At 48.4% G+C, this 26,494-nt stretch carries 22 protein-coding genes, 3 tRNA genes and 14 pseudogenes; 24 read left to right on the forward strand and 15 right to left on the reverse strand.

Annotated features, from left to right (window positions below):
- The first annotated feature begins 155 nt into the window (after positions 1-155).
- On the forward strand, positions 156-1,229 hold the full coding sequence (ompA, locus tag ACQGXV_RS34765; protein WP_440864567.1) for a porin OmpA: 1,074 nt from the start codon (positions 156-158) through the stop codon (positions 1,227-1,229).
- 85 nt (positions 1,230-1,314) lie between these two features.
- Here ompA and matP read toward each other — a convergent pair whose 3' ends face one another.
- Complete coding sequence (gene matP / locus ACQGXV_RS34770; protein ID WP_440864568.1) at positions 1,315-1,791, reverse strand: macrodomain Ter protein MatP; 477 nt, start codon at positions 1,789-1,791, stop codon at positions 1,315-1,317.
- Between the two features lie 213 nt (positions 1,792-2,004).
- On the opposite strand from matP, the gene ACQGXV_RS34775 reads away from it, so the two are divergent.
- From ACQGXV_RS34775 to ACQGXV_RS34795, 5 genes and pseudogenes are all read left to right on the forward strand, one after another.
- Positions 2,005-3,732: an AAA family ATPase gene (locus ACQGXV_RS34775; protein ID WP_440864569.1), complete on the forward strand. Its 1,728-nt coding sequence runs from the start codon at positions 2,005-2,007 to the stop codon at positions 3,730-3,732.
- Positions 3,733-3,822: 90 nt separating this feature from the next.
- Entirely contained in the window at positions 3,823-4,341 is a 519-nt protein-coding gene (fabA, locus tag ACQGXV_RS34780) for a bifunctional 3-hydroxydecanoyl-ACP dehydratase/trans-2-decenoyl-ACP isomerase (RefSeq protein ID WP_440864570.1), read from the forward strand.
- A 62-nt stretch (positions 4,342-4,403) separates the two neighbouring features.
- Positions 4,404-5,309, forward strand: a pseudogene (locus ACQGXV_RS34785) (IS256 family transposase); the annotation flags it as partial.
- Between the two features lie 289 nt (positions 5,310-5,598).
- A pseudogene (locus ACQGXV_RS34790) lies at positions 5,599-5,904 on the forward strand (transposase); the annotation flags it as partial.
- A gap of 180 nt (positions 5,905-6,084) precedes the next feature.
- Positions 6,085-6,895, forward strand: a pseudogene (locus tag ACQGXV_RS34795) (IS3 family transposase); the annotation flags it as partial.
- 113 nt (positions 6,896-7,008) lie between these two features.
- Here the strand turns inward: ACQGXV_RS34795 and ACQGXV_RS34800 are convergent.
- A pseudogene (locus ACQGXV_RS34800) lies at positions 7,009-7,407 on the reverse strand (FecCD family ABC transporter permease); the annotation flags it as partial.
- Here ACQGXV_RS34800 and ACQGXV_RS34805 point away from each other — a divergent pair.
- The 5 genes and pseudogenes from ACQGXV_RS34805 to ACQGXV_RS34825 all read left to right on the forward strand — a co-directional run bounded on the left by ACQGXV_RS34805 (position 7,381) and on the right by ACQGXV_RS34825 (position 11,299).
- Positions 7,381-7,632, forward strand: coding sequence for a hypothetical protein (locus tag ACQGXV_RS34805; protein WP_440864571.1), 252 nt, complete (start codon positions 7,381-7,383; stop codon positions 7,630-7,632). The pseudogene ACQGXV_RS34800 and the gene ACQGXV_RS34805 sit on opposite strands and share 27 nt — an antisense overlap.
- A 92-nt stretch (positions 7,633-7,724) precedes the next feature.
- Positions 7,725-7,925: pseudogene (locus ACQGXV_RS34810) on the forward strand (hypothetical protein); the annotation flags it as partial.
- Between the two features lie 64 nt (positions 7,926-7,989).
- Positions 7,990-9,483, forward strand: a pseudogene (locus ACQGXV_RS34815) (IS3 family transposase).
- Positions 9,484-9,520: 37 nt separating this feature from the next.
- Positions 9,521-9,961: pseudogene (locus tag ACQGXV_RS34820) on the forward strand (RpiB/LacA/LacB family sugar-phosphate isomerase); the annotation flags it as partial.
- Positions 9,962-10,375: 414 nt separating this feature from the next.
- Positions 10,376-11,299, forward strand: a complete 924-nt coding sequence (locus tag ACQGXV_RS34825; protein WP_440864572.1) for an IS5 family transposase — start codon at positions 10,376-10,378, stop codon at positions 11,297-11,299.
- Positions 11,300-11,340: 41 nt separating this feature from the next.
- On the opposite strand, the gene ACQGXV_RS34830 is transcribed toward ACQGXV_RS34825, so the two are convergent.
- Positions 11,341-12,030 (reverse strand): transposase family protein, encoded by a 690-nt coding sequence (locus tag ACQGXV_RS34830; RefSeq protein WP_440864573.1) that lies wholly within the window; start codon positions 12,028-12,030, stop codon positions 11,341-11,343.
- Between the two features lie 183 nt (positions 12,031-12,213).
- Here ACQGXV_RS34830 and ACQGXV_RS34835 point away from each other — a divergent pair.
- A tRNA-Ser gene (locus ACQGXV_RS34835) sits at positions 12,214-12,303 on the forward strand.
- Positions 12,304-12,363: 60 nt separating this feature from the next.
- Here the strand turns inward: ACQGXV_RS34835 and ACQGXV_RS34840 are convergent.
- Positions 12,364-12,987, reverse strand: a pseudogene (locus tag ACQGXV_RS34840) (ABC transporter permease); the annotation flags it as partial.
- Between ACQGXV_RS34840 and ACQGXV_RS34845 the strand changes: the two are divergent.
- From ACQGXV_RS34845 to ACQGXV_RS34860, 4 genes are all read left to right on the forward strand, one after another.
- Complete coding sequence (locus ACQGXV_RS34845; RefSeq protein ID WP_440867846.1) at positions 12,920-13,069, forward strand: hypothetical protein; 150 nt, start codon at positions 12,920-12,922, stop codon at positions 13,067-13,069. The pseudogene ACQGXV_RS34840 and the gene ACQGXV_RS34845 sit on opposite strands and share 68 nt — an antisense overlap.
- 727 nt (positions 13,070-13,796) lie before the next feature.
- Positions 13,797-14,162 (forward strand): IS630 transposase-related protein, encoded by a 366-nt coding sequence (locus tag ACQGXV_RS34850; RefSeq protein WP_440864574.1) that lies wholly within the window; start codon positions 13,797-13,799, stop codon positions 14,160-14,162.
- Between the two features lie 148 nt (positions 14,163-14,310).
- Positions 14,311-14,817, forward strand: a complete 507-nt coding sequence (locus ACQGXV_RS34855; RefSeq protein ID WP_440867802.1) for an IS630 family transposase — start codon at positions 14,311-14,313, stop codon at positions 14,815-14,817.
- Positions 14,818-14,975: 158 nt separating this feature from the next.
- Positions 14,976-15,875, forward strand: a complete 900-nt coding sequence (locus tag ACQGXV_RS34860; protein ID WP_440862939.1) for a transposase family protein — start codon at positions 14,976-14,978, stop codon at positions 15,873-15,875.
- Positions 15,876-15,927: 52 nt separating this feature from the next.
- On the opposite strand, the pseudogene ACQGXV_RS34865 reads toward ACQGXV_RS34860, so the two are convergent.
- Positions 15,928-16,281, reverse strand: a pseudogene (locus ACQGXV_RS34865) (ABC transporter ATP-binding protein); the annotation flags it as partial.
- Between the two features lie 87 nt (positions 16,282-16,368).
- Here ACQGXV_RS34865 and ACQGXV_RS34870 point away from each other — a divergent pair.
- Positions 16,369-17,343, forward strand: a complete 975-nt coding sequence (locus tag ACQGXV_RS34870; RefSeq protein WP_440863778.1) for an IS30 family transposase — start codon at positions 16,369-16,371, stop codon at positions 17,341-17,343.
- A 38-nt stretch (positions 17,344-17,381) separates the two neighbouring features.
- On the opposite strand, the pseudogene ACQGXV_RS34875 reads toward ACQGXV_RS34870, so the two are convergent.
- Positions 17,382-17,620: pseudogene (locus tag ACQGXV_RS34875) on the reverse strand (transposase); the annotation flags it as partial.
- A gap of 34 nt (positions 17,621-17,654) precedes the next feature.
- On the opposite strand from ACQGXV_RS34875, the gene ACQGXV_RS34880 reads away from it, so the two are divergent.
- Together ACQGXV_RS34880 and ACQGXV_RS34885 are read left to right on the forward strand one after the other, a co-directional pair.
- On the forward strand, positions 17,655-18,020 hold the full coding sequence (locus tag ACQGXV_RS34880) for an IS630 transposase-related protein (RefSeq protein WP_440862584.1): 366 nt from the start codon (positions 17,655-17,657) through the stop codon (positions 18,018-18,020).
- Complete coding sequence (locus ACQGXV_RS34885; RefSeq protein WP_440862665.1) at positions 17,944-18,477, forward strand: IS630 family transposase; 534 nt, start codon at positions 17,944-17,946, stop codon at positions 18,475-18,477. The genes ACQGXV_RS34880 and ACQGXV_RS34885 overlap by 77 nt, the downstream gene beginning before the upstream one ends.
- 22 nt (positions 18,478-18,499) lie before the next feature.
- Here ACQGXV_RS34885 and ACQGXV_RS34890 read toward each other — a convergent pair.
- Positions 18,500-18,661, reverse strand: a pseudogene (locus ACQGXV_RS34890) (transposase); the annotation flags it as partial.
- Between the two features lie 572 nt (positions 18,662-19,233).
- Here ACQGXV_RS34890 and ACQGXV_RS34895 point away from each other — a divergent pair.
- Both ACQGXV_RS34895 and ACQGXV_RS34900 read left to right on the forward strand, forming a co-directional pair.
- Positions 19,234-19,307 (forward strand) — tRNA-Cys (locus ACQGXV_RS34895).
- 6 nt (positions 19,308-19,313) lie between these two features.
- A tRNA-Leu gene (locus ACQGXV_RS34900) sits at positions 19,314-19,400 on the forward strand.
- Between the two features lie 115 nt (positions 19,401-19,515).
- Here ACQGXV_RS34900 and ACQGXV_RS34905 read toward each other — a convergent pair.
- The 6 genes and pseudogenes from ACQGXV_RS34905 to ACQGXV_RS34930 all read right to left on the reverse strand — a co-directional run.
- Positions 19,516-20,526 carry a tyrosine-type recombinase/integrase gene (locus tag ACQGXV_RS34905; RefSeq protein WP_440864575.1) on the reverse strand — a complete coding sequence of 337 codons (1,011 nt, stop codon included), beginning with the start codon at positions 20,524-20,526 and terminating at the stop codon, positions 19,516-19,518.
- Positions 20,526-20,759 carry a DUF4224 domain-containing protein gene (locus ACQGXV_RS34910; protein ID WP_440864576.1) on the reverse strand — a complete coding sequence of 78 codons (234 nt, stop codon included), beginning with the start codon at positions 20,757-20,759 and terminating at the stop codon, positions 20,526-20,528. Before ACQGXV_RS34910 ends, ACQGXV_RS34905 begins: the two co-directional genes overlap by 1 nt.
- Complete coding sequence (locus tag ACQGXV_RS34915) at positions 20,752-20,988, reverse strand: hypothetical protein (RefSeq protein WP_440864577.1); 237 nt, start codon at positions 20,986-20,988, stop codon at positions 20,752-20,754. The genes ACQGXV_RS34910 and ACQGXV_RS34915 overlap by 8 nt, the downstream gene beginning before the upstream one ends.
- A gap of 4 nt (positions 20,989-20,992) precedes the next feature.
- Positions 20,993-21,286 carry a DUF1317 family protein gene (locus tag ACQGXV_RS34920; protein WP_440864578.1) on the reverse strand — a complete coding sequence of 98 codons (294 nt, stop codon included), beginning with the start codon at positions 21,284-21,286 and terminating at the stop codon, positions 20,993-20,995.
- Between the two features lie 17 nt (positions 21,287-21,303).
- Positions 21,304-21,984, reverse strand: a complete 681-nt coding sequence (locus ACQGXV_RS34925) for a lambda exonuclease family protein (protein WP_440864579.1) — start codon at positions 21,982-21,984, stop codon at positions 21,304-21,306.
- A pseudogene (locus tag ACQGXV_RS34930) lies at positions 21,981-22,199 on the reverse strand (recombinase RecT); the annotation flags it as partial. The gene ACQGXV_RS34925 and the pseudogene ACQGXV_RS34930, both read right to left, overlap by 4 nt.
- Here ACQGXV_RS34930 and ACQGXV_RS34935 point away from each other — a divergent pair.
- Positions 22,143-23,069: an IS30 family transposase gene (locus ACQGXV_RS34935; protein WP_440864580.1), complete on the forward strand. Its 927-nt coding sequence runs from the start codon at positions 22,143-22,145 to the stop codon at positions 23,067-23,069. The pseudogene ACQGXV_RS34930 and the gene ACQGXV_RS34935 overlap by 57 nt on opposite strands.
- A 47-nt stretch (positions 23,070-23,116) precedes the next feature.
- On the opposite strand, the pseudogene ACQGXV_RS34940 reads toward ACQGXV_RS34935, so the two are convergent.
- Positions 23,117-23,610: pseudogene (locus ACQGXV_RS34940) on the reverse strand (IS5 family transposase); the annotation flags it as partial.
- 387 nt (positions 23,611-23,997) lie between these two features.
- Here ACQGXV_RS34940 and ompX point away from each other — a divergent pair.
- Positions 23,998-24,513, forward strand: coding sequence for an outer membrane protein OmpX (gene ompX / locus ACQGXV_RS34945; RefSeq protein WP_440864581.1), 516 nt, complete (start codon positions 23,998-24,000; stop codon positions 24,511-24,513).
- A 403-nt stretch (positions 24,514-24,916) separates the two neighbouring features.
- Here ompX and ACQGXV_RS34950 read toward each other — a convergent pair.
- Positions 24,917-25,955 (reverse strand): annotated as a pseudogene (locus ACQGXV_RS34950) (IS256 family transposase); the annotation flags it as partial.
- Between the two features lie 94 nt (positions 25,956-26,049).
- Here ACQGXV_RS34950 and ACQGXV_RS34955 point away from each other — a divergent pair.
- The gene (locus tag ACQGXV_RS34955; protein ID WP_440864582.1) at positions 26,050-26,466 is read left to right on the forward strand and encodes a transposase; all 417 of its coding nucleotides are present in this window, start codon (positions 26,050-26,052) and stop codon (positions 26,464-26,466) included.
- Positions 26,467-26,494 lie beyond the last annotated feature (28 nt).

The raw sequence follows: 26,494 nt of genomic DNA on the forward strand, positions 1-26,494 counted from the left end.
GTTGTAGACTTTAACGCGCTGGAGTTGCTCTTTGCATAATGCCAGTTGGCTGGCATTTAGTTATAAATTAAGAGCAGTGGCTTAAGTCAAGGATTTAACCAAAGGCCTATTGGCATTAATGCTAATTGCCGGTTTGGATGATAATGAGGCGTAAAATGAAAAAAACAGCAATTGCAGTGGCACTGGCTGGCTTTGCTACAGTCGCACAAGCAGCCCCCAAAGAAGAAACCTGGTACGTTGGCGGTAAACTGGGTGTATCCCAGTTCCATGACACCGGTTTCTACGGTAATGGTTTTGAAAGTCTTAACAACAACCCGATCAACAGCAAACTGGGCGCAGGCGCATTCGTCGGCTATCAGGCAAACCAATATTTGGGCTTTGAATTAGGTTATGACTGGCTGGGCCGTTTGAAATATTCAGGCTCTGCGACCAGCGCAACTGACAGTGCCGCTTTCAAAGCTCAGGGCGTTCAGTTGGCTGCTAAATTAAGCTACCCGATAATGCAAGATCTGGACGTTTATACTCGTCTGGGCGGCATGGTATGGCGCGTTGATGCTAATGGCACCGTTAACCCGAATCAGCTGAGCGACAGCGACACTGGCGTATCCCCGCTGGCTGCTGTCGGTATCGAATATGCTTTCGATCGTGACTGGGCTGTACGCGTTGACTACCAGTGGACCAACAATATTGGCGATGCAGGCACCGTTGGTGCACGTCCTGATAACCTGTTGATGAGCGTTGGCGTTTCCTACCGTTTAGGTCAGGGTGATGCTCCGGCACCTGTTGCAGCACCAGCACCAGCACCAGCACCGGTTGTAGAAACCAAGCGTTTCACACTACGTTCTGACGTTCTGTTCAACTTCGGTAAAGACACCCTGAAACCAGAAGGTCGTCAGTCTCTGGACCAACTGTACAGCCAACTGAGCAATCTGGATCCTAAAGACGGTTCTGTTGTTGTTCTGGGCTTCACTGACCGCATCGGTTCTGTAGAAGCTAACCAGGCGCTGTCAGAACGTCGTGCGCAGAACGTCGTGTCTTACCTGGTATCCAAAGGTATCCCGGCTAACAAGATCTCTGCTCGTGGCATGGGTAAATCCAACCCGGTTACCGGTTCTACCTGCGATAACACCAAACCGCGTGCAGCGCTGATCGACTGCCTTGCACCGGATCGTCGCGTTGAGATCGAAGTTAAAGGCATCAAAGACGTTGTTTCTCAGCCTCAGGCTTAAGTTACTCGTTTCTGAATAACCTTATACTGATAAAAAACCTCGCGATTGCGAGGTTTTTTTTTCTTCATTTTTGAACAGATCTTTTTTATCCGTTCTTTTCTATGTCGCTGTTATCTTGAGACAAGATCGCTTTCAGATCCTGTTTTAGCAATGACATTTGATTCGCATAGCGCTCTTTGGACTCAGCATCTTCTATCAGTTGCACAACGGTTTCTGACAAAGTCGAATGACGACGGGTTGCCAATGCCGCCAGCCGTTGCCAAACCAGATATTCAAGATCGATAGATTTTTTACGCGTGAGCTGGCTTTCGGCATTGAAATGGCGCTTGCGACGTGCACGTATCGTTTGCTTAAGGCGATTTTCCAAGGCAGGGTTCATGCACTGCTTAATCCAGGCAAGCACCAGCACCGGTTGGTTCGCCATTTTTAGCAACGCGTCTACCGCATCATCAGCCGCACTTTGCTCAATGAAGCGTGTGATGGCTTCACCTTCCCGGTGTTTTTTCACCAGATATTTCCATTTCCAACCGCACTCAAGATTCTCTAACTGTTGATATTTCATGATAAATTCTTCAGTGACCGTGTAACGCTTACCTTAGCATAACAGTTTTTAGTCAACTTTCCTCTCAGGGCTCGCGTTTTTGCCATCAACGTCAAGCGGTGGCGTCATCACACATCAATTATCTATTTCCATAACGTTCCAACACTTCGTCTGTGCAGCGGGTATTATTCTTGTATAATCACGCTCTTCATTCCGACAACTACCTTTGATACTTTGACCAGTAACCAACTTGCATGGCAGCATCTGCTGCCCGACCACACGCCTTACCAGTCTCTGTTCGATCGGGCAGACAAGCTTGAACCGCTGGATTTTGCTGCGCTTCAGCCCCGACTGGCGGATAGCCTAAAGGTATTTTGCCATCCGCGATCGCCGTCGCCCTATATGTTGGTGAAGGCCGAAGAGACCCACGATTACCTCGCGCTCATTACAGGGGCAGTAAGGCATTTGTGCCCACCGATCTCAGCCCCTCGCGGTAGCCGTTATCGCATTGAGCACGATCGGGTTGAGATTGAACCGGCGCAGCAACGTGATGATAATTTTGCGGCCCAGCAGGCATGCGAATTCCAGGCATGGATCGAAGCAGAACAGTTATTCGGCTGTGTCCGTTATTTCCAAGAACGCATTAGCCTGCAACCCGGCTTATTACACCGTATCAATGGTGGTACGTTGATCCTGACCGCACGAACCTTGTTAGCACAGCCATTGTTGTTGTTACGCCTGAAGCAGATTATTGCAGAAGGCCTGTATCATTGGCTTTCACCTGATGAAAGGCGTCCTTTACCTCTAGCTATTCCGCCGATGCCGATGAACATTCGGTTGATTGTGGTCGGCGACCGCGAGAGTCTTGGCGATCTGCACGATATTGAACCCGACTCGCGTGACCTGGCGGTTTACGGCGAATTTGAATCCGAATTACCGCTGATTGACGAAGATGACATGTCACGCTGGTGTGCATACATTAATGCGCTATGCACCGCCAATCATCTTCCCATGCTCGCGGCGGATGCCTGGCCTTCACTGCTGCAATTAGCCGTGCGCTACAGCGGCGATCAGGGCAGCCTGCCGCTTTGCCCACAATGGCTTACGCATCAGCTCAAGCACATTGCCATATACGCCCAGGAAGCGCCTATCACCGCTCAAACCATCACGAAGGCGATCGCCGCCCAACGCTGGCGAGAAGGCTACCTGGCTGAGCGTATGCATGACGAAATTGAGCTGGGTAAGATTGTGATCGAAACCGAGGGCGAAGTCGTTGGTCAAATCAACGGACTCTCGGTACTCGAATACCCTGGCCATCCGGTGGCATTTGGTGAGCCCACACGCATTAGCTGTGTGGTTCACCCTGGCGATGGTGAATTTACGGATGTCGATCGCAAAGCCGAGCTGGCGGGTAACTTGCACGCCAAGGGCATGATGATCATGCAGGCATTTCTGATTTCCGAACTGGAGTTTGAACAACAGTTGCCCTTCTCTGCATCGCTGGTGTTTGAGCAGTCCTACAGTGAAGTTGATGGTGACAGTGCGTCGCTGGCGGAACTGTGCGCATTAATCAGCGCCTTGTCACTGCAACCCATTAATCAACAGCTCGCGATCACCGGTTCTGTCGATCAATTTGGCCGCGTGCAGCCCATTGGTGGCGTCAACGAGAAGATTGAAGGCTTCTTCGAAATTTGTCAGCGTCGAGAACTCACCGGCAATCAGGGTGTCATTATTCCAGCGGCCAATCTTCGTCACTTGAGTCTGAATGCCGATGTGGTAGACGCCGTTCGTGCTGGACAATTCCATATCATTCCCGTGGAAACGGTGCCGGAAGCCATCACGTTACTAACGAATATGCTCTATGACGATGAACAGCAGCCCAATCTGTTGGGCTTGATCAAAGAGCGTATTGCACAATTCTCACCGCCGGAGCGACGCCGCTTCCCATGGTTTTTTCGGTGAGAAACTGGTTTAACCAGATGTTTCTGGGTTGCTCAGCTTACAGGTGTAAGCTAACCTGCGTGCTTCACTAGAATAAGGCTTACTGAGAATATGGTAGATAAACGCGAATCTTATACGAAAGAAGACCTTCTTGCCTCTAGCCGTGGTGAACTGTTAGGCCCTGAAGGCCCACAGTTGCCTGCCCCAAACATGTTGATGATGGATCGTGTCGTCAAAATGACGGAAGACGGTGGTAATCACGGCAAAGGCTACGTTGAAGCCGAATTGGATATTACTCCCGATCTGTGGTTCTTTGGTTGCCACTTTATCGGCGATCCGGTGATGCCTGGCTGCCTGGGATTGGATGCCATGTGGCAGTTGGTCGGGTTCTATCTCGGCTGGCTGGGCGGTGAAGGTAAAGGTCGTGCGCTGGGCGTGGGTGAAGTGAAATTCACTGGGCAGGTCTTGCCGACGGCTAAAAAAGTCACCTACCGTATTCACTTCAAGCGCGTTATCAATCGCCGTTTGGTGATGGGCATTGCCGATGGTGAAGTGTTGGTTGATGGAAAGCAGATCTACACAGCTAACGAATTAAAAGTGGGCCTGTTCAAAGACACTACCGCGTTCTAATCGGAGAGTGTAAAAAGATCTGTGTAAATGGCATTTTGAGGAAAACCTTCAGAGGACAAAAAATGCCTATCAGCAAAGAACTTATTGACCAACTGCTTCAGGATTGCCACTCCCCTCAGGAGCTTCTGGGTGAATCAGGCCTACTCAAGGAGCTGACTAAAAGACTGGCGGAACGGGTTCTTCAAGCTGAGATGGAGATACACCTTGGGTATGCTAAGCATGACCAGGCTGGTAATCATTCAGGCAACTCCCGCAATGGCAAGACATCCAAGAGCGTACGTAGCCAAAATGGTGCGCTCGAGCTCGATATTCCGCGCGACCGCAACAGTACCTTCGAGCCGACACTGATCGGTAAGCACGAAAAGCAGCTTAACGGCTTCGATGACCGCATTATTTCTCTCTATTCCAGAGGGCTATCAACCCGTGATATTCAGGCTCACTTTAAAGAAGTCTACAGGGTCGATGTTTCCGCTGGCTTCATTTCTCAAGTGACCAATGCCGTGATGGATGACGTTAAGCGCTGGCAGCAACGGCCGCTGGATGCGTTTTATCCCATTGTTTACCTTGAATGTATTGTGGTCAAAAGCCAGGACGGCGGAGCCGTGACCAACAAGTCTGTTTACTTGGCTCTAGGCATCAACGGCCAGGGCGAAAAAGAGCTGCTGGGGCTATGGATAGCCAAAACCGAGGGGGCCAAGTTCTGGTTATCTGTAATGACAGAACTGAAAAATCGTGGGCTACAGGACATCTTTATCGCCTGCTGCGATGGCCTGAAGGGCTTTCCTGATGCCATTGAAGCTGTTTACCCGCATAGGGTACAGCTCTGCATCGTGCATCAGGTGCGGAACTCGCTGCGCTACGTCGGCTGGAAAGAGCGTAAAGCCGTTGCTGCTGACCTCCGCACTATCTATAGTTCCGCAACGCTAGAGGGCGCTGAAGAGGCCCTGGATGCCTTCGCGGCCAAATGGGGGCTTTGTTGAATAATTTAACCGTTTGATTTACATCTTCTTTAGTTAGAATGCATTTACAGAGAATGTATTTTGTTAGAACGACAAATCAAATAGTTAGCACAATAAAAAGCATTCCGAGAGGAAAAATTAGTCGTTGAAATTTTATAATGCTTATATAAATCAGTATAGCCAACCGACTTAAAAATGATTACATCCTATGCCCTGATATGCGGCAAAGAAGCATAGCTGGCTGTTATCAAAATAATGTCGCTTGGCTATATCTTAAATTATTCAACAAAGCCCCAAATGGGATGAACAGTTCCCGACGATCAGCCCATCGTGGAGAAATAATTGGGAACGTCTCATCGTCATTTTTGATTTTCCGCCGGAGATCCGCAAGGTTATCTACACCACCAACGCGATAGAGTCGTTAAATGCTTCATTGCGCAAGATAACGAAAACGCGACGAATATTTCCAACGGATGACTCGGTGCTAAAATTATTCTATCTAGCCTTGCATAATATCTCGGCTAAATGGACCCTACCAATCAGAGACTGGAAACCGGCTATGAGCCAATTCATGTTGATGTATGGAGATCGGATTTCCGGTTAAGCGATGGAGCCATTTACACGAAATTCTTTACAGACTCGATACCGGTTCATTCTCGACAATGCCACTAACTTCAGCGTTCGTACACTCTGTCGGGTCATGCGTGTGACAGCCTCTGCCTGGTATGCATGGCGAAAAAAGCCCGCCGAACCGCTGCAAAAAGACGTGGAGGTCCGGGTCAGGTTAAAGGCGCTGTTCGCCGCCAGCAGGCAGGGAGCAGGAAGCCGGACGCTGGTCAAAAGGCTTCGTGGAGAAGGCATCATAATCAGCCGCTGGCGGGTGAGGAAACTCATGCAGGAAGAGGGGCTGGTCTGCCAACAGCGCCGGACTTATAGCTAAGCGACATTATTTTGATAACAGCCAGCTATGCTTCTTTGCCACATATCAGGGCATCGGCTGTAATCATTTTTAAGTCGGTTGGCTATATAAGGTCACGACAAAACCCCGCCCGGGTGCAGAGGTGGCCCCAAACCTGCTGAACCAGAATTTTAACCCGCCGGGGCCAAATCAGGTGTGGGCGAGTGACATCACGTATCTGAAGACCGGTGAAGGCTGGCTGTATCTGGCGGCTATTATGGATTTGTACTCCCGGCAGATAGTGGGCTGGCAGGTGGACAGACGGATGACCTCATCGCTGGTCTGCGGGGCCCTGATGAAGGCATATAACCTGCGAACTCCCCCGCCGGGCCTGGTGGTGCATACGGACAGGGGGGCGCAGTACACGGGACAACGCTTTCAGGCGCTGCTGAGCAGCTACAGGCTGAGGAGCAGTATGGGAGACGTGGGTGCCTGCTGGGATAATGCGGTGATGGAGCGCTTCTGGGGCAGTCTGAAACATGAATGGTTGCTGCTGGTACCCCAGCCAACACGGGCTTACATGGAGCAGGATGTGGCGACGTATATCCGCTACTACAACCTAGAGAGGCATCATGCCGCTAACGGTGATCTGTCTCCGGTGCGTTATGAACAAATGGCTGAGAAAAAAGTGTCCTGATTTACTTGACCAGTGCAATTATAGCCAAGCGACATTATTTTGATAACAGCCAGCTATGCTTCTTTGCCGCATATCAGGGCATAGGATGTAATCATTTTTAAGTCGGTTGGCTATAACACCAGCGCACCAATCAGGGCGCTGGCGGGCAGATAGAAACGGTGTTCTTCGCCGAATACCATGCGGGCGATGTGTGGCGCAACCAGACCAATAAAACCGATCGGGCCGATAAACGCCACCGACAGCGCAGAGAGGATACTGATGCGCAGCAGCGTCGTCAGACGTAAGCGGCGCACGTTGATGCCAAAACTGGTAGCGCGATCTTCCCCAAGGCGTAAGGCGGTGAGTTTCCATGAACTCATAAACGACAGCGGCATTAATATCGCCAGTGCCAGCAGCAGTATGCCTAGCTTTTCCGATGAGGCGCGGGCCAGACTGCCCATGGTCCAGAATACCAATCCTTGCAACGTATCTTCATTGGCAATGAATTGCAGCATGGACACCAGCGCATTATAGCCAACCGACTTAAAAATGATTACATCCTATGCCCTGATATGCGGCAAAGAAGCATAGCTGGCTGTTATCAAAATAATGTCGCTTGGCTATATCATCTGCGCTCGTCAGGCGAGCGGTACCTGTATCTATGCATAGTAGAGCCTCTTGTGCTGGTTGTTTGTCAGGTAATGTATAACAATGAAAATGTGGCACAGGCCCGGTTTGGCAATTCTGCGCTGGGATGATTTGCGCTTTATTTTTGACAAAGCATACTACACCCATCAAAATGAAATAGTTTTTAGTATTTTTATTTGTCCATCACAATAAAGGAACGAACATGAAAATTGCATTGATTAACGAGAACAGCCAGGCTGCCAAGAACGCTATTATTGCCGAAGCGCTGACTAAAGCCGTTGCACCGCAAGGTCACACCATATACAACTACGGTCAGTACGCCGTTGATGACGCTGCACAACTGACCTACATCCAGAACGGTATTCTGGCAGCTATCCTGCTGAACTCTGGTGCTGCTGATTTCCCCCCATGTCAGGGTAGTTGTCGCCTCTGAGTGAAAAAAATCTAGGGGGCTGGAGAAGCTGTTCATGGGAAGCTATTCGCCAGAACGTAAAGCGGCTGTGATCGCCAGAATGTTGCCGCCGCATAGTCAGTCTATTTACCAGATATCCCGCCAATACGCTTTATGGCTGGCGGTCTCAGGCTGGAATTCCGACTCAGTCGGCAGCCAGTGAGAGTAAACTCCACCTGGAGTGGTCTCAGGATGCGCGCTTCGCCGTTATCGTTGAAACCGCGCCGCTTTCTGCTCATGCTGTGGCTGAATACTGTCGCCGTAAAGGCCTCTATCCTGAACAGATTCAGCAGTGGAAGGACGAGTTTATGCAGCCAGGTCAGCGTGCAGAAAGAGCCTTAATAAAGAAACAGCAAAAAGAAATTCAGCAGCTTAATCGTGAAATAGCCCGCAAGGACAAAGCCCTCGCCGAAGCGGCGGCACTGCTCATCCTGGAAAAAAAGCTCAAGGCGTTCTTCGACGAAGAACGCGAGGTCGAATGACGCGCACAGCCGACAGGTTACGGCTGATGAAGATGCTGGAGGAGGCTGCCACTGCCGGCGTCCGGCAAAGCGATGCCTGCAGGTCTGTAGGTATTAGCGAGCGGACGTTCCAGCGCTGGCGGCTAAGTCCTGACGACCGGCGACCGACGGCATCACGGCCGATGCCGAAAAACAGGCTCAGTGCTGAAGCGGAACAGCAGGTGCTGGCCATCTGCCATGAGCCACGATTCGCCAGTCTGTCGCCGGCGCAAATCGTACCGGCACTAGCCGATGAGGGGCGTTACGTTGCCAGTGAATCGACGTTTTACCGGGTGTTGCGCCGTGCCGGAGAGGTCAGTCATCGCGGGCGTCAGCAGGCCCCGCAAAGTAAGCCGCTGTCGACATGGAAGGCGATCGCGCCGAACCAGGTGTGGTCGTGGGACATCACCTGGCTGAAGTCGCTGACGGCGGGTCACTGGTTCTACCTGTATCTCATAGAAGATGTGTTCAGTCGCAAAATAGTGGGTTATGAGGTGTACCCGGTCGAAAGCGGCGAGTATGCAGCAGAACTGCTGAAGCGAACGGTGCTGAGCGAGCGCTGCTGGCAGGAGCCGCTGGTACTGCATGCGGATAACGGTGCACCGATGAAGTCACAGGTACTGCAGGTGAAGCTTGCGGAGCTGAAGATAACCCCGTCACACAGTCGGCCGCGGGTAAGCAACGACAACGCCCACGTGGAATCGCTGTTCAGGATGCAGAAATACGTGCCTGCATGGTCTGAAAAAGGCTTTGCAACGCTGGAAGATGCGCGAGCCTGGGTGGAAACCTTCGTCGGCTGGTACAACGAGGAACATCGCCATAGCGGTATCCGGTATGTCACGCCGGGCCAGCGGCACAGAGGCGAAGACAGCCAGTTGCTGGTAAAGCGAAAATCGGTGTATGAGGCAGCAAAAATGCAGAACCCGCATCGTTGGTCAGGGCCAACAAGAAACTGGGAGCGGCAGGACGAAGTGTGGCTAAATCCGGAACGGGAAAAACAGGCCGTATGAATCAACTGGGGCGACAACTACCTTGACACGCACCGCTTTCGTGGTAACCGGTTGTGGTACTGGCCAGGGCGCGATGCTGGCCTGTAAATCTTTCCCGGGTGTGATCTGTGGTCTGGTTGTTGACCCGTCCGATGCGTACCTGTTCTCCCAGATCAACAACGGTAACGCCGTTTCTCTGCCGTATGCCAAAGGCTTCGGCTGGGGCGCTGAGCTGAACCTGGAAAACCTGTTCACTCAACCGTTCAAAGAAGAAGGTGGCCGTGGCTACCCGAGCGACCGCGTTGTTCCGCAACAGCGTAACAAGAAGATCCTGGACGCAGTGAAAGAAGTTACCTATAACGATCTGATCTCAATCCTGAAAGGTCTGGATCAGGATCTGGTTAAAGGTGCTATTTCTGGTGCTAAATTCCAGGAATACTTCTTTGCCAACAGCAAAGATGCAGAACTGACCAGCTTTATCAAATCGCTGCTGGCATAATTCCCCTAAAGGGAAAGTTGCGGTATCGGTTTATCAACCGCAGGTGGAAACACTTGCGGTTTTTTTATGCACCAGCCAGCGCTTTTCACATGTCGATCGCCGTGTTATCACATTCTATTCAGCCCATTTCCCCTTAGGCGTTCACTAAGCGTGTTGCTTAATAGTGAAATAAGGGTGTTTCGGTGATTGAAGTAAATTTTACGCTGTTCTGAGATGGAAATTCCAAAGACCGGCGCTAAGGAGTGGCTTTGTTGAATAAATCGAACTTTCAGGGGATCGCCGGATCAAAGCACTATAGCCAACCGACTTAAAAATGATTACATCCTATGCCCTGATATGCGGCAAAGAAGCATAGCTGGCTGTTATCAAAATAATGTCGCTTGGCTATATCATCGCTCCCGATAGCAGCTCCCCATGGCAAAGCAAAAGTTTAAAATCACCAACTGGCCCACCTACAACAAAGCACTCAGACAACGCGGCTCCCTGACGGTCTGGCTTGATGAGTCGGCCATCGCTGCATGGACTGACAGTGCTTCGCCTGAAGGTCGTGGTCGGCCGCTTTACTACACCGATATGGCTGTTACCACGGTTTTGATGATAAAGCGCGTGTTTAACCTGTCGCTCCGGGCATTACAGGGCTTTGTCGACTCGGTTTTTACACTGATGAGCCTGCCACTGCGCTGCCCGGACTACTCTCTGGTCAGTCGGCGGGCAAAAACCGTCAGTATCAGCATAAAAACGCCAACGCGTGGTGAAATCTCGCATCTGGTCATCGACAGTACCGGTCTGAAGGTCTTTGGCGAAGGTGAATGGAAAGTCAGGCAGCATGGGGCTGACAGACGAAGAGTGTGGCGCAAGCTTCATCTGGCAGCAGACAGTGCGACGCATGAGATTATCTGTGCCGACTTATCGCTCAGCGGAACGACAGATGCGCAGGCACTGCCGGGCCTGATTAACCAAACCCACCGAAAAATCAGGGAAGTGTCAGCAGACGGTGCTTATGACGCCCGTTACTGCCACGATGCGTTGCTAAGAAAGAAAATCAGGCCCCTTATCCCGCCGCGAAGCGGAGCCAAATACTGGCCGGACAAGTACCATGAACGTAACCATGCGGTGGCGAATCAGCGTCTGAGCGGGAGTAATGATATGTGGAAAAAGAAAGTGGGTTATCACCGGCGTTCAGTGGCAGAAACAGCGATGTTCCGCATAAAAACTTTGCTGGGTGGCCATCTGAGCCTGCGTGACTATGAGGCTCAAGTAGGTGAAGCCATACCGATGGTCAAAGCGCTGAACCGTATGACGTTGTTGGGTATGCCACACAGCGTCAGGATAGGATAACAGGTGTAGCAGAGGGAGTCATCCTGTCGGCTAATTCTGATTTATTCAACAAAGCCATTAGGATGCTGTTTATGTATACCTTGAAAACCGGTATCTGCCCAGATGGTTACCTCAGGAGGAATATGGCGAATTATATCGACTTTATCGAGTAAGCGTTTATCGTGACGGCGCCCATTTTTGCTCATGGGGATAAATCCAATTTGCCTTGTTTCGTCAGTCATAACAAGCCCTTTTCGAGTGGTCTGTCTTTTCTTTCCCGAATACATTTTTTTTCGCCGACGCAGATTCTTAGGCTTTTGGACAGGTCGCTCTGTCCCATCAATAAAGACGTCTTTAACTCCAGGAAAGGCGCGAAAAAATTCCTCAGCAGAGCGAATTTGACGAGCGGGCAAAACACATTCTCGCCCCAAGGTCATCTCTAAAACCGGCAATAATATTTTTACCCAGCGACATACCCGTGTTCTATCTAAACCAAAAAGAAGTCCTTGCAAATCATAGGTCGGATAACATTTTAAATACAATAAAATAAAAAGCAGTTTATCTAATGGGGTTGGGATAAATCCTTTCTGCCCTGCACCCATCTGCCGCTCGTGATCTTTTCGATTCTTTTTCCGATAAATCAAATAACAAGCTGAAAATTCAGCGGCTAAATTTTTCAATTCTTCGACTGATAATCCAATGATTGCTTTACATAAACGATTATCTCGTAACAACCGCTCTTTGTTGATCATTTCAAACCTTTATTCTCTAAGTTAAACCTCTTTTTATTCTCAATAGCCTGACAAAAAATGCAAGTCTCTATTCAGCAACTAGTTTACTGTGTAATCAGATGCGTGAAATCCATAAAATTCTGCTTGACCGAAAGCGGTCGACTCCCTATAGTACCGCCCCGTTGCACTTGAACGGTAACCCCCGGTGAGGTGTCTGAGTGGCTGAAGGAGCACGCCTGGAAAGTGTGTATACGCGAAAGCGTATCGAGGGTTCGAACCCCTCTCTCACCGCCATATAAAAGAACGCCCCTGAGCAATCAGGGGCGTTTTTGCTTTTAGCCTACAGCCAGATTCTTATTCCCCCGGCTGAAAACGCTGATACAAATGTATCCCCAACAGCATGGTTGCCAGACTTACCGTCATTGCCACCGTTGCCATCGCCATTCCCTGCCCTACAGACCCTTGCTCAAACTGTCGCCAGATAAAGATCGCAGTGGTTTGCACCCCTGCCGGAGCCAAAAGCAATAAGGTCACCAACTCACGAACGGCTACGGCAAACACCAGTAACATCGCCGCCAGCAAGCTGGGGAAGACCAGCGGTGCCACCACGTAGCGCAATGCCCTCAACGTCGAGCCGCCGTGAACGCGTGCAGCAGCTTCCAGGTTAGGGCCAAGTTGGCGTAATGCCGCACTCACATAGCGGATGGGATAAGGCAACAGTAAGCAACTGTACGCCAACAGGAGAATCACCCAAGTGTTGTAGGGCGTAACCGGCCAAAAGCTTCGGTTCCACGCCAATATCAGCCCCACACCAACCACAATGCCAGGAAGCGCCACAGGCAACAGAGAGAGGCCACCCAATAGCGCTGCACCGCGAACGCGTCTCACCGTTACCAACCAGGCAACCAATGTGCCGACAATCCCTGTCAGTAGCGCAGTGCCGCTTGCCATGGCCAAAGAAAGCGCCATACCTGTTAATATAGCCAAGCGACATTATTTTGATAACAGCCAGCTATGCTTCTTTGCCGCATATCAGGGCATAGGATGTAATCATTTTTAAGTCGGTTGGCTATACTCCCGCTGTTAACGTTTTACTGAGATAAACGGTGCTGCTGTTTATTGTGTTCATGGGCTTTGTTGAATAATAGGGAATAATGCTGTTATGACACGCCTTTTTTGGATTAAAATGCTGATCGCTCCGGGATGCATCACTACGCTCTAGATGTAACATACTGATTTTACCTCAAGGGAATCCGCAGCCTTTATGGCTGCGCAGAATAATATCTATTTATTCAACAAAGCCGTGTTCATGTTCATCGTATAACTCCCCTACTCTGCATCTAAGGTGGAAACGGGCTTTGTTGAATAATTTAACCGTTTGATTTACATCTTCTTTAGTTAGAATGCATTTACAGAGAATGTATTTTGTTAGAACGACAAATCAAATAGTTAGCACAATAAAAAGCATTCCGAGAGGAAAAATTAGTCGTTGAAATTTTATAATGCTTATATAAACCAGTATCTTAAATTATTCAACAAAGCCGTGGAAACGGAGACCAGTTGACCCGCGGATAAGGTCGCATCCGCATCCGCCATGGTGTTCGCCTCTTCGCGGTCGTGCGTGACATATAGCCAACCGACTTAAAAATGATTACATCCTATGCCCTGATATGCGGCAAAGAAGCATAGCTGGCTGTTATCAAAATAATGTCGCTTGGCTATACACCGCTGTCGTGCCTAGCTGACGAAGTATAGCTAAACGACTTAATTTTGATTACATTATTTAAATGAGCTATTCAATTGATTTTAGACGTAAAGTGATATCTACACGGAAAAACGAAGGGTTGAGTATCCGAGAAACAGCGAAGCAATTTCGGATTGGCCCTGCCTCTATATCGCGTTGGATTAATCAAATAGAGTCAAAAGCATCGACCACGCGTCAGCGAAAGATCGATAAATCCGAGTTGATAAAAGATGTTGAACAATATCCAGATGCTTACCAAAAAGAACGTGCAGAGCGTTTTGGCGTTTGTCAGAAGGCCATTTGGCAAGCGCTTAAAAAGCTGGGATTGACCTATAAAAAAAACTCTACGTCATCCGAAAGCCGACGAAAACGCCCGGCAGGGGCTTTGTTGAATAATTTAAGATACTGATTTATATAAGCATTATAAAATTTCAACGACTAATTTTTCCTCTCGGAATGCTTTTTATTGTGCTAACTATTTGATTTGTCGTTCTAACAAAATACATTCTCTGTAAATGCATTCTAACTAAAGAAGATGTAAATCAAACGGTTAAATTATTCAACAAAGCCCCCGGCAGGGATTTCAACAAAAAAAACAACAGTATGAAAAAGAAGGTAAACCTATTGTTTTTATTGATGAAAGTGGTTTTTCACACGATGCCCCACGGACTCACGGCTATTCCCCAAAAGGTCAACGGTGTTTTGGCCTGAAGAACTGGGGAGCTAGGGGAAGAACAAATGTTATCGGCGCTTTATTAGGCACAACGCTGTTTGCTATCGGATTATTTGATATCAATATTAACAGCGATGTTTTCTATGCCTGGGTCACACAAGTCCTTATCCCAGTACTCCCTAAAAACAGTGTAATCATGATGGACAATGCCACTTTTCACAAAAAACATAATATTCAACAAGTCATCATCGATGCAGGGTATATGGTGGAGTATTTGCCTACATATTCGCCAGATCTTAACCCAATTGAGCATAAATGGGCACAAGCAAAAAGCAAAAAAAGAGAGATGGGTTGCGATACAGAGAGTTTGTTCTCAGTCCATATGGTGTAATCAAAATTAAGTCGCTTGGCTATAACACCGACATCTCTTTACTGAGTGACTCACGGAGATCGCGATCAAGATTAAACTAGTTGCTGAATAGAGACTTGCATTTTTTGTCAGGCTATTGAGAATAAAAAGAGGTTTAACTTAGAGAATAAAGGTTTGAAATGATCAACAAAGAGCGGTTGTTACGAGATAATCGTTTATGTAAAGCAATCATTGGATTATCAGTCGAAGAATTGAAAAATTTAGCCGCTGAATTTTCAGCTTGTTATTTGATTTATCGGAAAAAGAATCGAAAAGATCACGAGCGGCAGATGGGTGCAGGGCAGAAAGGATTTATCCCAACCCCATTAGATAAACTGCTTTTTATTTTATTGTATTTAAAATGTTATCCGACCTATGATTTGCAAGGACTTCTTTTTGGTTTAGATAGAACACGGGTATGTCGCTGGGTAAAAATATTATTGCCGGTTTTAGAGATGACCTTGGGGCGAGAATGTGTTTTGCCCGCTCGTCAAATTCGCTCTGCTGAGGAATTTTTTCGCGCCTTTCCTGGAGTTAAAGACGTCTTTATTGATGGGACAGAGCGACCTGTCCAAAAGCCTAAGAATCTGCGTCGGCGAAAAAAAATGTATTCGGGAAAGAAAAGACAGACCACTCGAAAAGGGCTTATTATGACTGACGAAACAAGGCAAATTGGATTTATCCCCATGAGCAAAAATGGGCGCCGTCACGATAAACGCTTACTCGATAAAGTCGATATAATTCGCCATATTCCTCCTGAGGTAACCATCTGGGCAGATACCGGTTTTCAAGGTATAGATAAACAGCATCCTAATACACAAATCCCAAAAAAAGGAACTCGAAAAAGACCTTTATCGCCTGAACAAAAACAAGAAAATAAAATAATCTCGGGCATCCGTATTACAGTTGAACACGCCATCGCGGGTATCAAGCGCCTCGGTTGCATGACCCAAATTTTACGGAATCGTAGACCCTTTATTGATGATACCTTCTTACTCCTTAGCGCCGGTCTTTGGAATTTCCATCTCAGAACAGCGTAAAATTTACTTCAATCACCGAAACACCCTTATTTCACTATTAAGCAACACGCTTATTGGAAAGCGGTTCATCGAACAGCAGGATTCGTGGCTCAGCCACGACGGCACGCGCCAAAGCGACGCGCTGTTGTTGCCCACCCGACAACGCGGCGGGATAGCGATCGGCCAAGGCATACAGCCCAACACGCTCCAAAGCGGCATCCGTTTTCTCTTTACGGCACGCCGCGTTTAGTCCGCGCATCTTCAACGGAAAGGCAACGTTCTCACGCACCGTCATATGCGGCCATAACGCATAATCCTGAAAAACCATGCCTAAATCACGTTGCTCCGGCGGTGCGCTAAAACGCGCCTCAGCGACCCGAACGCCAGCAAAGTCGATGCTGCCATCCGTCGGTTGCATCAGCCCTGCCCCATTCCCACTCGAAACGCAACAAAGTGACCCACTTGCCAGAGTCGGATAAAATCACCGTTCTGGCCATACTGGAGAGCCTGTTGCATGCAGGGAAAACATCTGACTCACAAAGAACGGTTCTACATCGAAAAGCGGCGTGGTGAAGGTGTCAACCAAGCTACCATCGCCAGAGAGCTTGCTCTGCCTCGCTCGACCATCAGCAGGGAACTCAGACGCAATACCGACCCTACTTTCAATGGTGTCTACTGCTGTAGAAGGGCGGACACTCTGGCCCGGGAACGCCGTCATAAGCCTCTGCCAAACAATGCTTTTTACCCGTTGGAGCCACACATTCAGAACTTCATCAGGCAGGCGCTTTCCACTCACTCTTCACCTGAAATCATCAGTGGCCGTTTGCACCTGGAATTCGGTATATCTGTCAGCAAGAATACGCTATATCGCTATATCCTGCAGGAGAGACAGGCTGGCGGGGAGCTATATCAGCAACTTCCTCATCGGGGAAAACGTTACAGGTACAATGCCGAAAACCTCAAATCAGGCCCTATTCCCAACCGTGTTGGTATTGAGTATCGCCCAGCTCAAGCCGAGCTTAAACAGGAGCCTGGCCACTTCGAAATTGACACTATTTTTGGCAAAGACCAGAAGTCATTCTTGTTAACCATCGTAGATAAAGCATTGAAAACCGTCATCATTCGCAAACTGCCTAATAAGCGTGCGGAGACTGTGGTTGCTGCTTTCAGGGACATTGAAGCTAATACCTTTTGCAAGTTTAAGACCCTAACAGCTGATAACGGCCCTGAATTCGCTCTGCACGAGCAAATTACTCAAATCACAGGGGCGCAGGTCTACTTTGCCCATCCTTATCATTCCTGGGAGAGGGGCTTGAATGAGCACACCAACGGGCTGATACGACGTTTTTACCCAAAGGGAACAGACTTCAGTCAGGTCAGTCATCGTAAGATTGCCGAACTCGAACACATACTCAATACAAGGGGCAGAAAATCGCTGGGCTATCGTTCCCCCAATGAGGTATTTTTAACGCACTTACTGGTGGCATAACCCTCTACCGCTTTGTTGCGTTTCGAGTGGGAATGGGGCCCTAGTGAGCGACCCAGGCTGTTATCGTTGGTAATATAGGGATGTTTTTTTGAGCGCCAGCCGCACATTTGAGCGCACGGATATTGCTGCCATCCAGCGCAGTGGCTGACCAGTCAACAAGTCCATGAGCATCAAGAAATGAAAGTAACCTATTAAAAATAATGTTAATAACGCCAGACTTTGACCATCTATTGAAACGGTTATAAACGGTTTTCCATGGGCCGTAACGTTCAGGTATAGCTAAACGACTTAATTTTGATTACATTATTTAAATGAGCTATTCAATTGATTTTAGACGTAAAGTGATATCTACACGGAAAAACGAAGGGTTGAGTATCCGAGAAACAGCGAAGCAATTTCGGATTGGCCCTGCCTCTGTATCGCGTTGGATTAATCAAATAGAGTCAAAAGCATCGACCACGCGTCAGCGAAAGATCGATAAATCCGAGTTGATAAAAGATGTTGAACAATATCCAGATGCTTACCAAAAAGAACGTGCAGAGCGTTTTGGCGTTTGTCAGAAGGCCATTTGGCAAGCGCTTAAAAAGCTGGGATTGACCTATAAAAAAAACTCTACGTCATCCGAAAGCCGACGAAAACGCCCGGCAGGGATTTCAACAAAAAAAACAACAGTATGAAAAAGAAGGTAAACCTATTGTTTTTATTGATGAAAGTGGTTTTTCACACGATGCCCCACGGACTCACGGCTATTCCCCAAAAGGTCAACGGTGTTTTGGCCTGAAGAACTGGGGAGCTAGGGGAAGAACAAATGTTATCGGCGCTTTATTAGGCACAACGCTGTTTGCTATCGGATTATTTGATATCAATATTAACAGCGATGTTTTCTATGCCTGGGTCACACAAGTCCTTATCCCAGTACTCCCTAAAAACAGTGTAATCATGATGGACAATGCCACTTTTCACAAAAAACATAATATTCAACAAGTCATCATCGATGCAGGGTATATGGTGGAGTATTTGCCTACATATTCGCCAGATCTTAACCCAATTGAGCATAAATGGGCACAAGCAAAAAGCAAAAAAAGAGAGATGGGTTGCGATACAGAGAGTTTGTTCTCAGTCCATATGGTGTAATCAAAATTAAGTCGCTTGGCTATAAATCACGCCATGGGGCACCTGAACACAGTATCCAGAACATGCCGTTGACGATTTTGCGATGTTCTGCCCATGGCCGGCCTGCCTGCGGAGATGTCAAAACGGTTGGTAACAAGGGCTCAATGATTGCCCATGCTTCATCAGAAAGATCGTAGCGAGCCATAATCCAAAGTGTCTTAGAAACAGATGGATACTATAGCTCAAGCAATTAAGGGACACAGCCTAGCGCGGTGAATAGACACGGGTGTTCTATCTGGCATAGACAGATTATAAAGCAATTCATCGCGCATTGCAGGCTCGATGATTGAACATGCGCTTAACCACGACAACGGTTACTGACAGTGACCATGTCGACACCACTGAAATTGCTGGTGCAGTATCAATCCCAGTCGCCGGGTTTACGGGCAGTGGCGGATGTTGTACGCTTTGGTCGCTGTCCGACATTGCCGCTGAGTCCGAGTAATGATGTTTCTGCGGTCTAGACTAGTGCATATTTGTCGACTAAACAGCCATTTTGCTGCTAAATGCAGCGAGAGTTGCAAATAATGAGCGGTCGTGGTGAGCTTTTGAGCATTCGGTTTTATCCCGGCGACAAAGGGCTTGCCATCAGCACGTAACCAGTCCATAATAGCGTCCATTCCTTAAACGTAAATGAAAAAATCTTATTTAATCAATAAGTTATAAGTAAGAGATTATTGATTCGGCCTAAAGCAGCGGGCCGATAAGCAGAATAAAGGCGCGTTGGCAGAGTGGCCATGCAGCGGATTGCAAATCCGCCCACCTCGGTTCGACTCCGGGACGCGCCTCCAATTTTCGCCCGGGTGGTGAAATCGGTAGACACAAGGGATTTAAAATCCCTCGGCGTACGCGCTGTGCGGGTTCAAGTCCCGCCCCGGGCACCATCATTTAAGTTAATAAAAACAATTAGTTATAAATATTATTACGCCACCGCAAGGTGGCTTTTTTTCTTCAACAACCACCATTTCATAATATCCTTTCATAATATTATTGCTGTCGTCACTGCCCACCAACAACCGGAACAATAGCTATCTTTCGGTCATACCGGGCGGTTTGTTCGATGTTTTTATGACCCGATATAGCTTGTTTCTCATAGAGATTGCCTTTCAAATCTGAAATTCCTTTGGCCTTTAGATCGTGGAACGTAAAGTCAAAGCTCAGTGCGGGAAAACGCTCTTTTGCTTCTTGCTTTGCTTTGCGCCAGCGGCTGTTAAAACCATCACGGGTGTATTTTCCTCCGGCTGGTTGATGGATAACGTACAGGCTACTCATTCCATCATTCAGAGGCAGTGATTGCGCAAGTTTCATAACGGTTTCCAGGCGAGGACTCCATGCTTTAATTTGTGCTACCGCTGTTTTACTTTGTTTAATCAGAATGCCGTCATCCAATATTTGGCCCTTTTTGATTTCCAATACATCGTTTTGACGTGCACAGCAAAGGTAGGCAAGCTCCATGGCAACCTTCACTACATCCGGTGCAACAGAATAGAGCGCTTGATATTCTTCGTGCGTGATGTATCGATCTCGGCTCACCTCCTTGTATTGCCTTACACCCTTGGTAGGATTCCCTTTGACCATGCCTCGCTCATATGCCCAACGATAGGCGCGTGACATAAAAGCCTTTTCCCGGTTGGCTTGCGTGCGGCTTTTAACACCTCGTTTATCCATATATCGGCGTACGTGCTCAGGCTTTATAGCATCAGAGGGCATTTGTCCAAAAACCGCGAGAACTTTAGCGGAGTATTTACGGTAGTCTTTCTGCGTCTCAGGTGCCAATTCATAAAAATCACCTGACTTGAAAAAACGCTCGACTAATCCAGAAAACAATGAATCATCTGGGCGATCATTGATAAGTGCTTCCCATGCAGTCCACACCTGCGCTTGGGTACTGGTTTTGTCACACAGGCGGATATTCCCGCCGCCTTTAGGGTGATATTCATACGCTGAACGTCCGAGGTATACCCTCGGAGGCATCCATGTATCTTCTTTGTTTTTTCTGGCTTTTGGCATTAATCGAGTGCTCCAAAGTTTGGCTCAGGATTGCCACAACCGATTATTTTCTGACGTTGCGACAATGGGTTGTTGAAGTGCTCCCACGTTGTTCGAGGGCGACCATCACGCCGAGTTATAAAAAATATACCAGCATCACGCAAGGATCTGCATTGCTTTGATGGGTTTTTATAACCGGTCAGCGTTTCAATGTCAGCATCAGAAATGATGTCGTTTTCTGGCGAGTCAGACATTATCACCCCCCGCATCATCACAGCTTTTACAGTAAGCAATACGTCCAGCGTGAGTTAGAGCGTAATGCTCCCACGTCATCAGCCCCCACGCCGATTGCTGGCTTTCTTTCCGGTGTTCCAGTCGTCCATCGGCGGCAAGCTTGGCGACCAGTTTCGATTTCGACTGGAACGCCACGCCGCGTTCGAGTGAAGCGGCTTTATTAGCCGCTGTTAAGTAGAGGTTAGTCATGGGATTAATCCGCCCTGATAGCTGTTACCAGTTGTTTGACGTCGAGAACATCCCTGTCTAGTTTCATTGCGACGCTTCTGAAATTGCAATCCCGCTTTTTCTCCATCACGAACTGAATTTCCCAAATCTCCCATGCCAGTTTCGGTTTGTGTCGTTTATTTTCTATTTCCTCGGCAGCGCGCTGGGCTTTAAGTGGGTTATTTGTGAAAGTTTTATCAGGGAGCAACCATGCTCCGTATGAGTCGTAATATCTGATTTTCGTGCCGCCGACTTTTATGTCGTCAGTATTATTTTCCATATCAGCCTCGCATATGGTTAACGCCACTGTTCTCCGAATTTGAATCCGATTTCATTAAGTGATAAATCCATCTTCTCGATGAAGTCAGGAACCATTTCGTTAAAGTCGCTCATGTAGGTTTCATCGCGCTCAATAACAACATGGTGGATACCTTCACGCTTCATGCGCGGGTCGTAATTAGCGAAATACCATGCATCCTTTCCAGTTACCCACATACTGAATTGCACCTGAGCCATGTACATTGACTTGACGGCATCCAATCCGCCAAGCCTGAACCGCATGAAATCGCGAGAGGTGAAAGGGCATTTAAGCTCCAGTCCGAATCCATTACTGCATAGGCCATCAGGAGAGCACGCCACGCGCATTTCCTCATCTCGATAGATGATTGGCGCAGATGCAACGGTAACGCCTGCTGTGAACTCAAAAACCGTTCTGGCGTCGTCCTCATGCTCTTTACCCCATGCCAACGCCTTAGCGTTAACCTCTGGCGCTACGCCAGTGCAAACCTCCGCCAATAACGTCAGGAAGTAGGACATTTTCATGTCCGTCCATTTCTTCCCGCTGCGTGGTTTTGAAATAACGTTATGCACGCCTGAGGCGGTGATCACCCCCAGTCGCAGGCGCTGCCAGTCATAGCTTCCTTGCTCAACCTGCAGCACATCTATCCCTGTGCGCTCCATGATGATTTCTGGTGTCATGCTGCCGCCTTATTTTTCAGGAACCCTAGAGCCTTAACCGCCTCAACCTCTGTTAAATCCTTCGCCTCACGCAGTTCACGCCGGAATATTTTTGAGCACAGCGGCAACAGGTCGTCGTCCCACGTTTTATCCATGGATGTGAGCATGTCGCTGATGGTTTGCAGTATGTCCAGATTGGCAGGCGTAACGTCGCGCTCTGGCTGGCGCTCGGCTGTTCTACCATCAGCAGGGAACTCAGACGCAATACCGACGCCGCTTTCAACGGGGTCTATTCCTGCAGAAGGGCCGAAACGTTGGCCAGAGGGCGGCGGCAGAAAACACGGCCGGACAGCGTGATTAACCAGCTTGAACCGCACATTCAGGACTTTATCAGAACGGCGCTGTCTACCCACACCTCACCTGAGGTCATCAGTGGGCGCCTGGTCCTGGAATTTGGCCTGTCCGTCAGCAAGAACTCGCTCTATCGCTATATCCAGCAGGAGCGCCGGGCCGGCGGTGAGCTGTATCAGCAGCTCCCTCATCGGGGTAAACGGTATAACTATAAGACCGATGAGAACAAACGCGGTCCTATTCCCAACCGTGTTGGCATTGAGCAGCGGCCGGCCGTTGCTGACCTCAAGCAGGAACCCGGGCATTTCGAGATTGACACCATCTTTGGCAAAGATCAGAAATCATTCCTGCTGACGGTGGTCGATAAAGCCGTCAAGCTGGTCATCATTCGCAAACTGCCCAACAAGCGAGCAGAGACAGTGGTAGCGGCCTTCAGGGACATCGTTGCCAATACCTTCTGCGAGTTTAAAACCCTGACTGCTGACAACGGTTCTGAATTTTCCCAGCACGGGGAAATTACAAAAGTCACGGGGGCACCGGTCTACTTTGCCCGGCCATATCATTCCTGGGAACGCGGGTTGAATGAGCATACCAACGGGCTGATACGGCGTTTTTACCCGAAGGGAACGGACTTCAATTATGTCACCCATCGCAAGGTTGCAGCACTCGAACACCTGCTCAATACGCGAGGCCGAAAATCGCTGGGTTATCGTTCTCCAAATGAGGTATTTTTAACGCACTTACAGGCGGCATAATGCCCTACCGTTTTGTTGCGTTTCGACTGGGAATGGGGCCTGAGTAACGCGAACAGGCTTTCGTGAGCCTGCCCAGCACTCAGTACGATATTTAGCGGGATGCCGCTTCCGTCATTCGCCATGTAGATTTTGGTGCCATAACCACCTCGTGAGCGACCCAGGCTGTTATCGTTGGTAATATCGGGATGTTTTTTTGAGCGCCAGCCGCACATTTGAGCGCACGGATATTGCTGCCATCCAGCGCAATGGCTGACCAGTCAACAAGTCCATGAGCATCAAGAAATGAAAGTAACCTATTAAAAATAATGTTAATAACTCCAGACTTTGACCATCTATTGAAACGGTTATAAACGGTTTTCCATGGGCCGTAACGTTCAGGTAAATCACGCCATGGGGCACCTGAACACAGTATCCAGAACATGCCGTTGACGATTTTGCGATGTTCTGCCCATGGCCGGCCTGCCTGCGGAGATGTCAAAACGGTTGGTAACAAGGGCTCAATGATTGCCCATGCTTCATCAGAAAGATCGTAGCGAGCCATAATTCAAAGTGTTTTAGAAACATATGGATACTATAGCTCAAGCAATTAAGGGACACAGCCTAGTGTAAAGAATTTGTCGGCACTGCGCTTACTTTAATTGACTTTTATTTACGATATATTTATTTGCAGTGCGGGATGAATAGCAGGCTGTATATTAACTGAACGCAGAATTAAGATTTGTCTGTATTTTACTGTCGGGTGGGAATTAATTTTAGTTTCGTGGTGAGTGTTTTTTTGTGATTAAAAATTATCGATTTATCTATTCCCTGAAAATGTTTGTTACATCTATAAGCGGTTTGATAAATATTTAATGGGCAGCACATCAGGTTTTTTTTGTTATATTAATGCTGCTTAAACTTCTTTCATAAGATGAATTCGAGGCAATATATGAAAAAATTTGCGTGTCTTTCCGCACTGGCTTGCGTATTTGCAGTAAGCTCAGGTTCCGCATTCGCCGGCCAAAGTACCGTATCCGCCGGTTATGCTCAGGGTGATGCCCAGGGCGTAGTGAACAAAGCGAAAGGTTTTAACCTTAAATATCGCTATGAGTTTGATGACAGCCAAGTTGGCGTGATCAGCTCCTTCACCTATTTGGAAGACAGTCAGTCCAACGACGGTTACTACAATAAAGGCCAATACATGGGCTTTACTGCGGGCCCGGCTTACCGTATCAATGATTGGGCAAGCGTCTATGGCGTGATTGGCCTGAGCCACGGTAAATACACCCACAATGCGGTAGACGGTACTGACAACAACCATAACGATGATTATGGTTTCACCTACGGTGCAGGTCTGCAATTCAACCCGATTCAGGACGTTGCCCTGGATGTTGGTTATGAGCAAAGCCGTATCCGTAGCATCGATGTTGGCACCTGGGCGGTTGGTGTAGGCTACCGTTTCTAAGTATGTCGCGCGGTCAGAAGCGTGATTCTGAACCAGAATGCGATGTTGTATGAAAATCCGCCATTATGGCGGATTTTTTTTGTTTGTGACACGAAACGACAGCGCTGGGATGGAAAATGATTATCTTGACGTTAAGATAGGCTTTGTTGAATAATTTAAGATACTGATTTATATAAGCATTATAAAATTTCAACGACTAATTTTTCCTCTCGGAATGCTTTTTATTGTGCTAACTATTTGATTTGTCGTTCTAACAAAATACATTCTCTGTAAATGCATTCTAACTAAAGAAGATGTAAATCAAACGGTTAAATTATTCAACAAAGCCGTTAAGATAATTTATGCAAGAATACGCGCTACCAACGTGAGTCTGTAAAGAATTTCGTGTAAATGGCTCCATCGCTTAACCGGAAATCCGATCTCCATACATCAACATGAATTGGCTCATAGCCGGTTTCCAGTCTCTGACTGGTAGGGTCCATTTAGCCGAGATATTATGCAAGGCTAGATAGAATAATTTTAGCACCGAGTCATCCGTTGGAAATATTCGTCGCGTTTTCGTTATCTTGCGCAATGAAGCATTTAACGACTCTATCGCGTTGGTGGTGTAGATAACCTTGCGAATCTCCGGCGGAAAATCAAAAATGACGATGAGACGTTCCCAATTATTTCTCCACGATGGGCTGATCGTCGGGAACTGCTCATCCCATTTGGACGCGAAGGCATCCAGCGCCTCTTCAGCGCCCTCTAGCGTTGCGGAACTATAGATAGTGCGGAGGTCAGCAGCAACGGCTTTACGCTCTTTCCAGCCGACGTAGCGCAGCGAGTTCCGCACCTGATGCACGATGCAGAGCTGTACCCGCGTATGCGGGTAAACAGCTTCAATGGCATCAGGAAAGCCCTTCAGGCCATCGCAGCAGGCGATGAAGATGTCCTGTAGCCCACGATTTTTCAGTTCTGTCATTACAGATAACCAGAACTTGGCCCCCTCGGTTTTGGCTATCCATAGCCCCAGCAGCTCTTTTTCGCCCTGGCCGTTGATGCCTAGAGCCAAGTAAACAGACTTGTTGGTCACGGCTCCGCCGTCCTGGCTTTTGACCACAATACAGTCAAGGTATAGCCAAGCGACATTATTTTGATAACAGCCAGCTATGCTTCTTTGCCGCATATCAGGGCATAGGGTGTAATCATTTTTAAGTCGGTTGGCTATAAACAATGGGATAAAACGCATCCAGCGGCCGTTGCTGCCAGCGCTTAACGTCATCCATCACGGCATTGGTCACTTGAGAAATGAAGCCAGCGGAAACATCGACCCCGTAGACTTCTTTAAAGTGAGCCTGAATATCACGGGTTGATAGCCCTCTGGAATAGAGAGAAATAATGCGGTCATCGAAGCCGTTAAGCTGCTTTTCGTGCTTACCGATCAGTGTCGGCTCGAAGGTACTGTGCCCCATTCCCACTCGAAACGCAACAAAGTGACCCACTGGCCAGAGTCGGATAAAATCACCGTTCTGGCCCTACTGGAGATCCCGTTGCATGCAGGGAAAACATCTGACTCACAAAGAACGGTTCTACATCGAAAAGCGGCGTGGTGATGGGGTTAACCAGGCCACCATCGCCCGGGAACTGGAGCTTCCTCGTTCTACCATCAGCAGGGAACTCAGACGCAATACCGACGCCGCTTTCAACGGGGTCTATTCCTGCAGAAGGGCCGAAACGTTGGCCAGAGGGCGGCGGCAGAAAACACGGCCGGACAGCGTGATTAACCAGCTTGAACCGCACATTCAGGACTTTATCAGAACGGCGCTGTCTACCCACACCTCACCTGAGGTCATCAGTGGGCGCCTGGTCCTGGAATTTGGCCTGTCCGTCAGCAAGAACTCGCTCTATCGCTATATCCAGCAGGAGCGCCGGGCCGGCGGTGAGCTGTATAGCCAAGCGACATTATTTTGATAACAGCCAGCTATGCTTTTTTGCCGCA

The organism is Symbiopectobacterium purcellii, assembly GCF_052050035.1.
GTDB classification, from domain to species: Bacteria; Pseudomonadota; Gammaproteobacteria; order Enterobacterales; family Enterobacteriaceae; genus Symbiopectobacterium; species Symbiopectobacterium purcellii_A.

Bases quoted from the DNA above. Each gene is read 5' to 3' on its own strand.
- ACQGXV_RS34850 (WP_440864574.1), top strand. From the start codon at position 13,797: ATGAGCTATTCAATTGATTTTAGACGTAAAGTGATATCTACACGGAAA.
- ACQGXV_RS34915 (WP_440864577.1), bottom strand. From the start codon at position 20,988: ATGACTAACCTCTACTTAACAGCGGCTAATAAAGCCGCTTCACTCGAA.
- ACQGXV_RS34920 (WP_440864578.1), bottom strand. From the start codon at position 21,286: ATGGAAAATAATACTGACGACATAAAAGTCGGCGGCACGAAAATCAGA.
- ACQGXV_RS34870 (WP_440863778.1), top strand. From the start codon at position 16,369: ATGCAGGGAAAACATCTGACTCACAAAGAACGGTTCTACATCGAAAAG.
- ompX (WP_440864581.1), top strand. From the start codon at position 23,998: ATGAAAAAATTTGCGTGTCTTTCCGCACTGGCTTGCGTATTTGCAGTA.
- ACQGXV_RS34910 (WP_440864576.1), bottom strand. From the start codon at position 20,759: ATGTCTGACTCGCCAGAAAACGACATCATTTCTGATGCTGACATTGAA.
- ompA (WP_440864567.1), top strand. From the start codon at position 156: ATGAAAAAAACAGCAATTGCAGTGGCACTGGCTGGCTTTGCTACAGTC.
- matP (WP_440864568.1), bottom strand. From the start codon at position 1,791: ATGAAATATCAACAGTTAGAGAATCTTGAGTGCGGTTGGAAATGGAAA.
- ACQGXV_RS34830 (WP_440864573.1), bottom strand. From the start codon at position 12,030: ATGATCAACAAAGAGCGGTTGTTACGAGATAATCGTTTATGTAAAGCA.
- ACQGXV_RS34860 (WP_440862939.1), top strand. From the start codon at position 14,976: ATGATCAACAAAGAGCGGTTGTTACGAGATAATCGTTTATGTAAAGCA.
- ACQGXV_RS34825 (WP_440864572.1), top strand. From the start codon at position 10,376: ATGGCAAAGCAAAAGTTTAAAATCACCAACTGGCCCACCTACAACAAA.
- ACQGXV_RS34955 (WP_440864582.1), top strand. From the start codon at position 26,050: ATGCAGGGAAAACATCTGACTCACAAAGAACGGTTCTACATCGAAAAG.
- ACQGXV_RS34925 (WP_440864579.1), bottom strand. From the start codon at position 21,984: ATGACACCAGAAATCATCATGGAGCGCACAGGGATAGATGTGCTGCAG.
- ACQGXV_RS34880 (WP_440862584.1), top strand. From the start codon at position 17,655: ATGAGCTATTCAATTGATTTTAGACGTAAAGTGATATCTACACGGAAA.
- fabA (WP_440864570.1), top strand. From the start codon at position 3,823: ATGGTAGATAAACGCGAATCTTATACGAAAGAAGACCTTCTTGCCTCT.
- ACQGXV_RS34905 (WP_440864575.1), bottom strand. From the start codon at position 20,526: ATGCCAAAAGCCAGAAAAAACAAAGAAGATACATGGATGCCTCCGAGG.